15 protein-coding genes and 2 tRNA genes are annotated in these 13,203 nt (G+C 64.2%); 16 read left to right on the top strand and 1 reads right to left on the bottom strand.

The genetic code is table 11. The features are described 5' to 3' along the window. The first annotated feature begins 36 nt into the window (after nt 1–36). The 15 genes from ACO06J_RS11490 to ACO06J_RS11420 all read left to right on the top strand — a co-directional run bounded on the left by ACO06J_RS11490 (nt 37) and on the right by ACO06J_RS11420 (nt 11,803). A complete protein-coding gene (locus ACO06J_RS11490) occupies nt 37–870 on the top strand; it encodes an ABC transporter permease (RefSeq protein ID WP_421760850.1) in 834 nt (277 codons plus the stop codon). A gap of 2 nt (nt 871–872) precedes the next feature. Further along, nucleotides 873–1,697 carry an ABC transporter permease gene (locus ACO06J_RS11485; protein WP_421760849.1) on the top strand — a complete coding sequence of 275 codons (825 nt, stop codon included), beginning with the start codon at nt 873–875 and terminating at the stop codon, nt 1,695–1,697. A 34-nt stretch (nt 1,698–1,731) separates the two neighbouring features. Continuing rightward, entirely contained in the window at nt 1,732–2,760 is a 1,029-nt protein-coding gene (locus tag ACO06J_RS11480; protein WP_421760848.1) for an LLM class flavin-dependent oxidoreductase, read from the top strand. Nucleotides 2,761–2,853: 93 nt separating this feature from the next. Further along, entirely contained in the window at nt 2,854–3,819 is a 966-nt protein-coding gene (locus tag ACO06J_RS11475) for a LysR family transcriptional regulator (protein WP_421760847.1), read from the top strand. Between the two features lie 144 nt (nt 3,820–3,963). After that, entirely contained in the window at nt 3,964–5,439 is a 1,476-nt protein-coding gene (locus ACO06J_RS11470) for an NAD(P)-binding domain-containing protein (protein ID WP_421760846.1), read from the top strand. 211 nt (nt 5,440–5,650) lie between these two features. Next, nucleotides 5,651–5,725, top strand: a tRNA-Thr gene (locus tag ACO06J_RS11465). A gap of 163 nt (nt 5,726–5,888) precedes the next feature. After that, nucleotides 5,889–6,077, top strand: coding sequence for a hypothetical protein (locus ACO06J_RS11460; protein WP_421760845.1), 189 nt, complete (start codon nt 5,889–5,891; stop codon nt 6,075–6,077). A 37-nt stretch (nt 6,078–6,114) separates the two neighbouring features. Continuing rightward, nucleotides 6,115–7,401 (top strand): UDP-N-acetylglucosamine 1-carboxyvinyltransferase, encoded by a 1,287-nt coding sequence (gene murA, locus ACO06J_RS11455; RefSeq protein ID WP_421760844.1) that lies wholly within the window; start codon nt 6,115–6,117, stop codon nt 7,399–7,401. A gap of 107 nt (nt 7,402–7,508) precedes the next feature. Then, nucleotides 7,509–7,937 (top strand): DUF2948 family protein, encoded by a 429-nt coding sequence (locus tag ACO06J_RS11450; protein WP_421760843.1) that lies wholly within the window; start codon nt 7,509–7,511, stop codon nt 7,935–7,937. Then, nucleotides 7,937–9,229 carry a histidinol dehydrogenase gene (gene hisD / locus ACO06J_RS11445; RefSeq protein WP_421760842.1) on the top strand — a complete coding sequence of 431 codons (1,293 nt, stop codon included), beginning with the start codon at nt 7,937–7,939 and terminating at the stop codon, nt 9,227–9,229. Before ACO06J_RS11450 ends, hisD begins: the two co-directional genes overlap by 1 nt. After that, nucleotides 9,230–10,195, top strand: coding sequence for a UPF0262 family protein (locus ACO06J_RS11440; RefSeq protein WP_421760841.1), 966 nt, complete (start codon nt 9,230–9,232; stop codon nt 10,193–10,195). A gap of 146 nt (nt 10,196–10,341) precedes the next feature. Further along, nucleotides 10,342–10,560: a translation initiation factor IF-1 gene (infA, locus tag ACO06J_RS11435; protein ID WP_046138947.1), complete on the top strand. Its 219-nt coding sequence runs from the start codon at nt 10,342–10,344 to the stop codon at nt 10,558–10,560. A 65-nt stretch (nt 10,561–10,625) separates the two neighbouring features. Continuing rightward, complete coding sequence (locus tag ACO06J_RS11430) at nt 10,626–11,264, top strand: Maf-like protein (protein ID WP_421760840.1); 639 nt, start codon at nt 10,626–10,628, stop codon at nt 11,262–11,264. A gap of 64 nt (nt 11,265–11,328) precedes the next feature. Beyond that, entirely contained in the window at nt 11,329–11,538 is a 210-nt protein-coding gene (gene yacG, locus ACO06J_RS11425) for a DNA gyrase inhibitor YacG (protein ID WP_421760839.1), read from the top strand. 106 nt (nt 11,539–11,644) lie between these two features. After that, entirely contained in the window at nt 11,645–11,803 is a 159-nt protein-coding gene (locus tag ACO06J_RS11420) for a DUF3563 domain-containing protein (RefSeq protein WP_421760838.1), read from the top strand. 12 nt (nt 11,804–11,815) lie between these two features. Here ACO06J_RS11420 and ACO06J_RS11415 read toward each other — a convergent pair whose 3' ends face one another. Further along, nucleotides 11,816–12,577, bottom strand: coding sequence for an SDR family NAD(P)-dependent oxidoreductase (locus tag ACO06J_RS11415; RefSeq protein WP_421760837.1), 762 nt, complete (start codon nt 12,575–12,577; stop codon nt 11,816–11,818). Between the two features lie 270 nt (nt 12,578–12,847). Here ACO06J_RS11415 and ACO06J_RS11410 point away from each other — a divergent pair. Then, nucleotides 12,848–12,923 (top strand) — tRNA-Phe (locus ACO06J_RS11410). Nucleotides 12,924–13,203: the final 280 nt, after the last annotated feature.

Raw genomic sequence — 13,203 nt, 5'->3', positions numbered from 1 at the left:
GCGCCCGCCATCCTCTCAAGAAGGAGCGGTGGCCCAGTGAGCGATAGCACGTTGAACATGGCCCTGAGATCACGCCTCGACAGCCGGACGGCGGAAACGGCGACCAAGGCCACGCAGAGCATCGTGCCGCCCGCACTGTTTCTGATTGCGCTTGTCGTGCTGTGGGCAATTGGCTCAGCCTACGGCGTCGTCCCGAACTATCTGCTTCCCTCACCCGCTGCCATCGCCAACGAATTCCTCAACAACTCCGCCGTGCTGCTGAAGCATGCGGCCGCAACCACGCTTGAGGCTCTGTCGGGGTTTGCGATCGGCTCCATCGCCGGCCTTGTGGCAGCGACGGCCCTGAGCTTCTCACCGGTGCTGCGCGAGGCGTTCTATCCCTACGCGCTGATCAGCCGGGCCATTCCCTTCATCGTTTTTACCCCACTCGTCGTCGTCCTGCTCGGACGTGGGCTCCCCCCGATCATCGCCATTGTCTCGTTCTCGGTCTACTTCCCGACCTTTCTCAACATGATGCGCGGGCTGAGCGCGGCAGACGCCGACTATCACGAGATGCTGCACACCCTCTCCGCGACGCCATTGCAGCGCCTGCGGCTTGTCGATTTCCCGGTGTCGATGCCCTACCTGTTCGCCGCCCTCAAGGTGAGCGCCTCAGGCGCCTTCATTTCGGCACTGGTGACCGAGTGGATCGGCGCCAATGTCGGCCTCGGCTACCTGGTCGTTGTCTCCGGCCAGTACTTCAAGCTCCCCATGATGTGGGCCTCCATCTTCACCTCGGCGTTCCTGACCCTCGCCCTGCTCGGGGCGGTCACCTTCGCTGAAAAGCTCCTCGGCCGCTTCACCGCCACCGCCAGCGAGATCGGAACCTGACGATGGCCGCCATCGAACACGCTCCCGGCACCCCACAGTTTCGCCTGGCGCTCAGCGAGGCATGGGGGCAAAGCCGCAAGGTGCTCCTGCCGGTCCTGCTGATGGTGCTGTTACTAGGCTGGTGGGAGTTCGTCGCGCAGGCGGGCATGGTCTCCAAGCTCGTCTTGGCTGGTCCCTCCGCCATTGCAGCCGCCATGGTCTCTGAGGCCCCCGCGTTGCTCGCCAATTGCGGCATCACGCTCGCGCAGGCCCTGATCGGCTTCACCATCGGCAACCTCGCCGGGCTCGTCGTTGCGGTGATCTTCGTCCATTCCGACCTGGCGCGCCGCACCATTTACCCGCTCGCTATCGGGGCCGAAGCCGTGCCGGTTGTTGCGGTGTTGCCGGTGCTGATCCTGTGGCTCGGCAACGGCATGGAGCCCAAGATCTTCATCACGGCGTTTCTCACCTTCTTCCCAATGCTGGTGAACGCCTTCCGCGGCCTCCGCAGTGCCGATTCCGAAGTGCGGGAACTGCTTTACACGCTCTCGGCGTCATCGTGGCAGACGCTGATCATGGTTCGCTTGCCGGCGTCCGTACCGTTCCTGTTCAATGCCCTGAAGCTCTCCGCCTGTGGCTCGGTCGTCGCGTCCCTTGTGGCCGAGTGGCTGGCCTCCAACCAGGGGCTGGGTTTCCTGATCATCCTCTACGGCCAGTCCTACAAGATCCCCGAGCTCTGGGCTGCTGCGATCGTCGCATCGGCCGCGAGCCTCGCGGTCTACGGCGCCGTGGTCTTTGCCGAGTACCGGCTCACGCCATGGCTCCGTGTCCGTCAGTCCGACCTCTGACGGCTTCCCTTCCTCAAACGACAAGAGTTCAAGCATGAGCACTTCCATTCCGAAATTCGGCGTCATGGATCAGGGCTGGGCTCCGCCGGAGGTCAGCGATGCAGACGCGGTAAACCGGGTGATCGCGTGCATCCGGCTCGCCGATGAACTCGGCTTTGATTCAGCCTGGGTAGGCGAACATCATCATCGCCGGCCGGACTCGCCGTTCTGGGGCAGGGTACCTGCCTCCGAGATCGTCCTCGGTTACGCCGCCGCGCAAACCTCCCGGATCTCGCTCGGCGGCGGCGTCCGCATTCTCTCAACCACACCGGCGCAGCGCACCGCCGAGGAAATGTGCATGCTCAGCGTGCTCACCGGCGGACGCGTCGATTTCGGCATTGGCCTAGGCTCCGGCCAGCACGGCATGAAGACGCGCGATGAAAAGGCGGCTGAGTTCCGCCGCCTGCTCGACGAGCTCCTGTCGGTGCTGCGCAACGACCCCAAGCTGGAAAGCCCGGACATCAGCCCGGTCTCCCCAGTCGATATCACGACCCGGCTCTGGGCAGCTGGCCGGGATGAACCGACCATCCGCCACCTCGCGGAAACCGGCGTCAACCTTGTGGTCGGCCAGGCGGAAATGGGCGCCGTGCAGGCCAACTATATCCGCCAGTACAAGGCTGCTGGTGGCAAGGGCAAAACCCGCGGCGTGCGGCTGGTGTTTGTCGCCGAAACTGACGCCCAGGCTATCGCCGACAGCACTGCCGCCGCAGATCTTTACTATTCGCTGATCGGCAAGGGCGCCTACCAGAAGGAAGCGCAGGCCAAGGGGCTTGTGGCTGCAGAACCCAAGACCCGCGAGGAAATGCTCGAGCAGGTCAACTACGTGGTTGGCTCGCCTGACACGGTGGCGCGAAAGCTCAACAAATACCTGCGCGAAACCGGGGTGGACCAGCTCGATGCGATGGTGAACATCCCGCGTGTCGGCGCTGACAATTTCACGCGCACGCTCCGCCTGCTGCAGCAGGAAGTGCGGCCACAACTAAGCTATGGTGTTGCCCCGGAGATGCTCTCGAGCGTCGCATAGCTGCCGAAAACGCAACGCTGCCCCGCGCTCGTGCTGATTGCTCGGCGGGGTCAGATGGCCCCATCGTGATGGCTGATCCTTGCGGGAGGCATCATGAGCAGAAGCTTCGTCCACGTACACCTGGTCGCGTTGCGCTATTTTGGGGAGACGGTGCGAACCGGCTCGATGCGGCAGGCGGCGGAGCAGTTGAACGTTGCTGCCTCTGCGGTCAATCGCCAGATTCTGAAGCTCGAAGATCAACTGCAGTGCAAGCTGTTCGACAGGCGTGCCGAAGGCGTGCGGCTGACCGCCGCCGGTGAAGTCCTCTACAACTATATCCTGCGGCTCGACCGGGACCTCGAACGCGCCGTCTCACAGATCGATGATCTGCGTGGCCTCCGCCGTGGCCACATCAGGCTTGCGTGCGAAGACGGCATCGGACGTGACTTCCTGCCGACTATCCTGTCTGAGTTCCACGCCGAATATCCCGGCATCACCTATACCGTCGATGTTGCATCGGCGCTCGATATCCTCGCTGCGGTCGCCGAAGGCGATGCCGATGTCGGCATCGCGATGGCGCCACCAACCCGGTCGGACGTCGCCATTCACGCCGAGGCGGCAATGCCTGTGGGGGTCATCGCCCCCCCGGGTCACCCGTTCGCGCGCCTGAGCAGCATCCGGCTCCGCGACCTGAGCGGCGAACGGCTGGTGGAGGCGCGGGACGGCACGGGGGGTGGCACCAGCTTTTTTACTCACCTCGGCAATGGTCTTCCCCGCTCCCGCTTCATTGAAACCAACGCGCCGGACCTGATCACAATTCTGGTGCAGGCTGGCCTCGGCGTGGGCGTGCGCACCCCCGTCGGCATCATGAACGATATTGAGACCGGCCGGATCGCCTTCCTCCCCATCTCGGATCGCGTCGTTGCGCCAACGCTCACGGTGTTCGGCAAGCCGCAAAGCACGCCATCCATTTCCGGCGCCGTGCTGATCGAAATGCTAAAGCAACGGCTGCCTGAGTTTCAACTGCGCGTTCAGGCGATCGCAGCGTCCGCTGCGGCGAGCGCACCGGCCGCTGGCTGAGCGTTGCCGCGACGGCAACACCCGTCCCCCAATTCGCTGCTATGTGCGAGCGCCGAACCGGCCAAGATGCAATCCTATCGGCGGGAATACGGCACCTCTCCTTAATCGGGTCTGGCGTCCCGCACAGACAGAGCGGAGAGCCGAATGACCACCCTCACCTTTACCACCGCCGAGCAGCGCCTCGCCGAACTCGCCGAGCGCGCGAGGGCAGAGCTCGACATGCTGTCCTTTGCCACCAAGCCCTGGGTGATCCCCCGCGAACATGACGGGGAGAAGATCCCCGATGTGGTGATCATCGGCGCTGGGCAATCGGGGCTGGTCGCCGGCCACGCCCTGAAACGCCGCGGCGTCACCAATATTCTGGTGCTGGACAGCAACCCCGAGGGCCATGAGGGCGTGTGGGAGACTTACGCCCGCAACTACGAGATCCGGTCGCCCAAAGAGATCATGGGCTCCGACCTCGGCCTGCCCAGCCTCACCATCCAGAGCTTTTTCACTGCCAAGCACGGCGCCGAGGCGTGGAGCCAGATCAAGCGCGTGCCGCGGCTCGACTGGATGGACTACCTGCGCTGGTATCGCCGGATCGCCGACCTGCCCATCGTCAACGATGTGCGCATCGTCGATATCGACTATGACGCAACCGGTGTGACCCTCACCTCCGACGCGGGCAAGACCTACCGCGCCCGCCTCGCCATCCTCGCCACCGGCATGGATGGCGGCGGCTCCTGGAACACGCCCGCCATCATTTCGGATAACCTGCCGTCCGACCGCTACAACCACGCCTGCGACATCTACGACGAGACCCGCCTCAAGGGCTTTGACGTGGGCGTGCTCGGCGCCGGCGCCGCGGCATTCGACACCTCGGTTGCCGCGCTGGATGCCGGTGCGAAATCGGTCTCGATGTTCATGCGGCGGCCCGAACTGCCCATGCTCGATCTTGCCCGCGAGATGGAGCACGGCGGCGGTCTCGATCACGGCTCGGAACTGAGCGACACCACCAAATGGGCCCTGTCGCGCCTGATGAGCGGGCTCAGCCAATCCCCGGCCGAACACCACTTTCTCAAGGCCTGCAACCACCCGAACTTCCGCATGTATCTCGGCGCCCCCTGGGATCGCGTCGGCATGGACGGCGACAAGATCAAAGTCACGACGCCCAAGGGCGATTTCGCGTTCGACCATGTCTTCGCCGGCACCGGTGTCGCCGTAGATATGGCCCGGCGTCCGGAACTGGCGAAGATCGCCGCCAAGGCCGCGCTCTGGCGAGATCGCTTCACTCCGCCCGCCGACGACCCGGCGCCAGGGCGGCTCAACTTCCCCTACCTCAACCGGCACTATCAGTTCACCGAGCGCGACCCTGGCTCAGCCCCCGGCATAGACCGCATCTTCGCCTTCAACGCGCTTGCCTCGCTCAGCATGGGCGGCATGTCGGCCGTGTCGATCAGCAGCCACCGCTACGGCGTGCCGCGGCTCGCCAGCGCCGTAACCGGCTTCCTCTTCCGCGAACAGGAAGACCAGATCATCCCCACCCTCCGCGCCTACAACACCCCCGGCATCGTCCTCACCGACCGCATCCGCGAAATGCTGGGGATGCCAGTTCCCGCGCAGCAGCGCGTGGGGTGAGGCGGGCGGACTTGCCTGTCGCAGGATCGCTCTTTGCTCGGCTCTTGCACGAGCCATCCTGCCCAGAGGCGCGTTCCGGCGGGAAAGAACGGCCCTTTCCTCACATCGTTCGTCATCGGCTGCCGGCCAACGCCTTTTTTGCCTTGCGCCGCAAAACACCCTGTGGCAGTAACCGCCCACGCCGGAGGGGAACCCTTCCCCGGCACCAGATGCTGCAGTAGCTCAGTGGTAGAGCACTCCCTTGGTAAGGGAGAGGCCGAGAGTTCAATCCTCTCTTGCAGCACCATTCTTTTCCGTTGAAATCCATGTATGCGTTGGTCTTTTCGTGTCGGATTGCGGGGACGAAAAGCGGCCTTGTTCGCACTTGCGAGATGCTACAAACATCACGCGTCCGGCCAGGCAACTCCAGTGCTGTCCGTCACTCTCCTGCCAGCGAAGGGAGCCAATTGTTGAGCAAGTCCGATGAGGCTGCGCGGCGGGAGCAGCGGTTGGCGGCTAAGCTGCGGGAGAATCTGCTGCGCCGGAAGCAGCAGGCGCGCGGCCGTGCCGCGGATGCAGGCCCCCCGGCAGAGCCTGAACTCTCCCCCGACATTGTGACCCCGGACGCGTTGAAGCCCGCCGCTGACTCGGATAGCTAGACACATTGGGCCACATTGGCCTCTGCAGGATTTGCACATGGATCGCATTCGACTGGTCGGCGGCAACGAACTCAACGGCGAGATCCCGATTTCGGGCGCCAAGAACGCTGCGCTGCCGCTGATGATTGCGTCCCTTTTGACCAAGGACCCGCTGGTCCTCGAGAATGTCCCCCGGCTGGCTGACGTCAACCAGCTCGAAAAGATCCTCGAAAATCATGGCGTGGATATCGCGGTGCACGGCCGCCGCAGCGCCAGCCTCGATGGCCAGCGCATGACGCTTCAGGCCGCCGAGATCGTCGATACCACCGCTCCCTATGAACTGGTCTCGACCATGCGGGCGAGCTTCTGGGTCATCGGCCCGCTGCTGGCGCGTGCGCACGAGGCGCGCGTTTCGCTGCCCGGCGGTTGCGCTATCGGCACGCGGCCGGTGGATCTCTTTCTCTATGGCTTAAAGGAACTGGGCGCCGAGATCGAGATCGACGAGGGCTATGTGGTGGCCCGTGCCCCCAAGGGCGGGCTCCGCGGGGCGCGGATCAACTTTCCTAAAGTGACTGTGGGCGCCACCCACGTAATCATGATGGCGGCAACGCTCGCCAAGGGCACCACGGTGATCGAAAACGCCGCGATGGAGCCCGAAATCACCAACGTCGCCGAGTGCCTCGTGGCGATGGGCGCGAAAATCTCGGGCATCGGCACGAGGACCCTCACCATCGAGGGCGTCGACGAACTGCATGGCGCCACCCACGCCGTGCTGCCCGATCGGATCGAGGCCGGCACCTATGCCATGGCCGCGGCCATGACCGGCGGCAACGTGCTGCTCAAGAATGCCCGCGCCCATGACCTCCAGGCTGCCCTCGATACGCTTGTCGAAGCCGGGGTCAAGGTCACGCCCGAGGCCAATGGCATCCGTATCATCCGCAACGGTAACGGCATCCGCGCAGTCGATGTCGAAACGCAGCCGTTTCCGGGCTTCCCGACCGATCTCCAGGCCCAGTTCATGGCGCTGATGACCATGTCGAACGGCGTCTCGCATATCCGCGAAACCATCTTTGAGAACCGCTACATGCACGTGGCCGAACTCGCCCGCTTCGGCGCCGACATCCGGGTCGAGGGGCAGGTGGCGACCGTCACGGGCGTTCCAGCCCTTAAGGGCGCACAGGTGATGGCGACGGATCTTCGCGCCTCGGTGTCCCTGGTGATCGCCGGTCTCGCGGCGCGCGGGGAAACCATCGTCAATCGCATCTATCACCTCGACCGGGGCTTCGAGCGGCTTGAGGAAAAGCTCTCGGGGTGCGGCGCGGAAATCGAGCGCCTCACCGGCTGATCCTGCCCGAGCCGTCCCGTGAGCGCATTGCTCCAGCGGCCGCAAGCTTGTAGATCGTCAGCCGGGCGCCCATCTAGGCGGCAATGTAAACAGTCCCGGATAGACACATGACCGACCTGAAACTCCTCGCGCTCGATGCTGAAGACCTCGAAGTGGTCTCCGCTGCCACGCAGGATGCCATCGTGCGGGTGGGCGACATGGGCTACGCCAAGGCCGATCAGCGCTTTGCCCTGCTGATGAACCGCTATGCATGGGAAGATGCCGCTGGCGGCAACAAGGGTGTGCGCAAGCGCGCCGCGCTGCATTTCGATCGCGTGACCGCCGTGAAGGTCACCGGCATCGATACCAATGCGCTTGAAGGCGCGCTGGATCTCCTGACCCTCAGCTTTACCGAAACCGATGCGCCCGGCGGCCATGTCGATCTGGCCTTTGCCGGTGGTGGCACGGTTCGTCTCGACGTCGAAGTGCTCGAAGCACGCCTGCAGGATCTGGGCGCCGCCTGGGCCGCCAAGATCAAGCCTGAGCACGCTGCCTGATGCCATCTCGTCTCGATAGCCGCGACCCGGGCTTTGCCAGGGATTTTGAGCTGCTGCTCAACTCCAAGCGCGAAGCCTCCGAAGAGGTTGGCGCGGTCGTCGCCGCCATCCTCGCCGATGTGCGCGCGCGCGGCGACGCGGCGGTTGTCGAATACACCCAAAAGTTCGATCGCCTGAGTCTCACGCCAGAGACTCTTGCCTTCACCGGCGCCGAAATCGACGCCGCCAGTGCGCGAATTCCGGCCGAAGTTCGCGCCGCTTTGCAATTGGCGCACGATCGCATCACGGCCCACCACCAAAAGCAGAAGCCGGTCGATCAGATCTACGAGGACCATCTCGGTGTGACCCTCGGTACCATCTGGACCCCGGTCGAAGCCGTCGGCATCTATGTGCCCGGTGGCCTCGCGGCCTATCCGTCCTCGGTGCTGATGAATGCCATCCCAGCCAAGGTAGCCGGAGCCACCCGCATTGCCATGACCGTGCCGACGCCGCGTGGCGAGGTGAACGACGCTGTGCTTGCTGCAGCCCGGATGGCCGGGGTCACCGAAATCTACCGCATCGGCGGCGCTCAGGCGGTTGGCGCGCTTGCCTATGGCACCGCGACTATCGCTCCGGTGTCCAAAATCACCGGCCCCGGCAATGCCTATGTCGCCGCTGCCAAGCGCCAGGTTTTTGGCACCGTCGGCATCGACATGATCGCCGGCCCCTCTGAGGTTCTGGTGATCGCCGATTCGTCCGCCAACCCCGCTTGGGTTGCCGCCGATCTGCTGGCGCAGGCCGAGCATGGCGGCGGCGCGCAGTCGATCCTTGTTACCACTGACCCGGCGCTCGCCGATGCGGTGGAAAAGGAAGTCGATCGCCAGATCGCGCTTCTGCCGCGCGCCGAGATTACGCGCGAGGGCTGGAACGAGTTCGGCGCGGTGATCACCGTTGGGTCGCTCGATGAGGCGGTGCTGCTGGCCAACCGCATCGCGTCCGAGCATGTGGAGCTGGCGCTGGATGATCCGCGTGTGCTGCTCCCCAGAATTCGCAATGCTGGTGCGATTTTTCTCGGGCATCACACGCCCGAGGCGATCGGCGACTATGTCGGCGGGTCGAACCACGTGCTGCCCACGGCGCGCTCGGCTCGCTACGCATCGGGGCTGGGGGTGCTGGACTTCATGAAACGGACGTCAGTCCTCGGCTGCGATCCCTCATCCCTCGCGGAGCTTGCCTCCGCCGCCATCACGCTTGCCGCCACCGAAGGGCTCGATGCGCACGGGCGTTCGGTTTCGATCCGGCTCAATCGCTAGATGGCGCTGCCCCCGCGCCAATTCGATCCTGAAAAAGATCGTCTCGTCGCGGTGACGCTTGATCCCAACACCATCACCTCGATCAATCCTGACGAAGTGCATGAATGGCGCATCGCCATCTATGACCTTGTCGAAGACAACAAATTCGCGCCCGCCCGGGTCACTGCCACGGGTCCCTACGCGCTGCACGTTTCGATCACCGGCAACTACATCCTGCTCGATGTGCGCAACCCCGATACCTACGAGCCGATCGCGGCGCATTACCTGTCGCTGACGCCCTTCCGCCGGCTGATCCGCGACTATTTCCGCATCCGCGACAGCTATTACGATGCCATCAAGACCGGCTCGACCTACCAGATCGAAACCGTCGACATGGCGCGCCGCGGTCTCCACAACGATGCCGCCGAACTGCTGCGCACCCGGCTCGACAACAAGCTGGAGATGGACCTCAACACGGCGCGCCGGCTGTTCACCCTGATCTGCGCGGTGCAACCCTTTGCGAGCCGCATCGACGAACGCGAATCGACGCTGCCCACTGTGCTGTTCGTCTGTTCGATGAACTCCGTCCGCTCGCCCATCGCCGCGGCGCTGGCCCGCCGGTTCTTCCCGGGCCGGCTCATCGTGCGCTCGGCCGGGGTGCGCTCTGGCAAGGCCGATGGCTTCGTGCACGAGGTGATGGAAGAGATCGGCATCGATATGTCCGTCCATACCCCCCACACCATGGACGAGTTGCTGGCCAACCATTTTGACTTGGTAATCACGCTCTCCGACGATGCCGCCGCAGCCGTCGTCGAGCGCCGGCTCGAGATGGGCGCCCATGAGCACTGGCCGATGCTCGATCCCACCGAGATGGAGGGCAATCGCGAGTCCGTGCTCAGCGCCTATCGCACGCTCCGCGACACGCTGCAGACACGCGTCCGCAGCCGGCTCGAAAAGCTGGTGGCGAGCCCGCCAAAGGCCGCTTGAAGCGCCCGCCTGTCTGGTCGCGATCAAACCGGCGCGCGCCGCTCCCGGGTGGTTCACAAAGCGTACGACATCCAGTATAGGATGCGCGCAATTTCCGGCCCCGACATTTGGTATCTGGTGTTCAGCGGGCCTTCTCAGGAGAGAGTATGGCTAAGGAAGAAGTGCTCGAATTTCCGGGCGTGGTCGTCGAATTGCTGCCCAACGCCACCTTCAGGGTGAAGCTGGAGAACGAGCACGAGATTATCGCCCACACTGCCGGCCGCATGCGCAAGAACCGCATTCGCGTCCTCGCCGGTGACAAGGTGCTGTGCGAAATGACGCCTTATGACCTGACCAAGGGTCGCATTACTTACCGCTTCAAGTAACCCGAAGCGTTTCCCCCGCGCGTCGTTCGACGCAGCCGGGCTGAGCAGCAGGAGCAGATCCCCACATGGCGAGCCGTCCGGAACTCATTCTGGCCTCCGCATCGCCGCGGCGTCTGGCGCTGCTCAACCAGATCGGCATCGAGCCCGAACACCTGGTGCCCGCTCACATCGACGAAACGCCAGAAAAGGGCGAACTGCCGCGCAAGCTGGCGCAGCGCCTTGCCGACGAAAAGGCCATCGCAGCCCAGCATAAGGCCCGCACCTCGGGTATCGCCGGCAATGCACTGGTGCTGGCGGCGGATACCGTAGTGGCAGTCGGCCGCCGGATACTGCCTAAAGCCGAAACCATGGAGGAGGCCTCCGAGTGCCTGCGCCTGCTTTCGGGCCGCTCGCACCGGGTTTTTACCGCGGTCACCATGCTCACCGCCTCCGGTGCCATGCGCAAACGCCTCGTCGAGACGCGGCTCCGTTTCAAGCGGCTCTCGGCGCGCGAGATCGAGTCCTACCTCGCCAGCGCCGAATGGCGCGACAAGGCCGGCGGCTACGCCATCCAGGGCATCGCTGGTGCCTTCGTCATCAAGCTCCAGGGCTCGTACTCGGCCGTCGTCGGCCTGCCGCTCAACGAGACGGTGTCGCTGCTCGCCGGCGAAGGCTACCCGGTGCACTTCAACTGGCTCAACCAGTCCAGCCTGACATCAGTATAGGGTTCTCCATGGTCGCGCTTTCGAACCGGAAAACCGCTTCGCACTTTTCCTGCAAGCGCTCCTGATGGCCGACAACGTCATTCGGCTGAAGCCAACCCGGCCCTGTCCGATCTGCGGCAAGCCCTCGACCCAGGCGCATCATCCGTTCTGCTCGGGGCGATGTGTGGATATCGATCTCAGCCGCTGGCTGAGCGGCGCGTACGTCATCCCCGCCGAACCGGTGGGTGACGATGACGCCGACGGCCCGCCAGTTCCGGATGAAGACGAAGACTGACTCCCTCGCGGTCAGGTGATGGCTGGCATGCGCTTAACCGCCTTGCTGACAAGGCCTGTGAGGAGTCTTCTGCGCCAAGCAAACTTCGAGCACAGGAGAATCCCAGATGGGCCTCTTTGACACCTTCCGAGCCGCGCTCCGCGCCCCCTCACGCGCCACTGCCGAACGCGACTACCTGAACCAGTCCGTCTCCCGCGCCGATCTCGGCCGGCGCATGGCTGAGATTGACCGCGGCCTTTTCCGGCACCTGCCGGGCGGGCGCTAAGGCTCAAAGCCACTACGGCATTAGCTGCCCGCCATTGACGTCGATGATTTGCCCGGTGATGTACCCAGACATCGCGGACGAGGCGAGAAACACATATGCGCCGACGCAATCCTCTGCGGTGCCGAGCCGCTTCATCGGGATCTGCGCCGCAGCGCTGTCGCGCACCGCCTGCGGCGTCTTGTCGTGGAACGGCGTGATGATGAAGCCCGGGGCCACGACGTTGACCCGGATATGATCAGCGGCAAACTCACGGGCCGCATTGCGGCTGATGGAGTGCACGGCGGCCTTGGCCGAAGCATAGACGGTTGAGCCCGCAAACCCGCCAAAGCGCCCGGCAACCGAGCCCGTGTTGATGATCGAGCCGCCGCCCGCTGCCTTGAGGTGTGGATAGGCCGCCTTGGTCACCGCCAGCACCGAGCGGACGTTGAGATCGTAGACCTGGTCGTACATGTCGTCGTCAAACCCGGCATTGGTGACCCGCTCGAGGATCGCCCCGGCATTGTTGATCAGGATATCCAGTCCGCCGAGCCCGGCCACAGCCGCGTCGACGATCTGTTTGGCCGCGCCGCGCTTGGCGACATCACCGACGACCACTCCGGCCTTGCCGCCCGCTGCCACGATTCTGTCCGCGACCGCCTTGGCCGCCTCGGCATTCTTGTTGCCATGCACAGCAACCGCCACACCCAGCCGCCCAAGTTCCAACGCAACCGCTGCGCCGATCCCGGTCGATGAGCCTGTAATCAAAGCGCGTTTGCCAGCAAGATCCGCAAGCATCGTATCTCTCCCTATCTTTGGCCTGAACGTGCTGCATCCTGCGGTGCCGTGCAAGGGCGGCGTCGCCTGCCAGCCCAGCACCGGGTTATTGAGAAGAGACCTGGCGTGGGGCAGGGCCGGATTGCGCGCCTGCCGCCTGGAAAAGCCTGACCTTGGGCAAGGCTCTTCTTTGTCGTGTTACAGCAGTGCAATAGCTCCCGATTTCAGCTTGCACCTCGCCAATTGTGCCCCTATAACCCGCCAGCGTTTCGGGCCGCTCAGCGGCCCTGTGCCCGGGTAGCTCAGTTGGTAGAGCAGCGGATTGAAAATCCGCGTGTCACTGGTTCGATTCCGGTCCCGGGCACCACGCATTTCTAAGACAAATCAATGATTTAGATATAGTTTCCTCGCTTGAATGGTCTGGCGCATGTCGCGACTGTGTTGCGTCCGGCTTCCGGGGATTCCGCGATTTTCCAGCCACTCCCGGAGCCTCCATGCGACACATTGCGCGACATGCCGCGCGAGTTGGGCGTTTCGCCTTTAGGCTGCACAAGAAACTCCGGCACCTATGACGAGCACGCGCCTCTTTCCCCGCAGAGACGACGGGGAGGGACTGGGCGGGGGAGGGGCATGCTCTTCTTCGAGGC

Origin of the sequence: Devosia sp., from assembly GCF_965229025.1 — a bacterium.
GTDB lineage: Bacteria > Pseudomonadota > Alphaproteobacteria > Rhizobiales > Devosiaceae > Devosia_A.
Note: the sequence above shows the minus strand (reverse complement) of the source record. Positions and strands in the feature narration are given on the sequence as shown.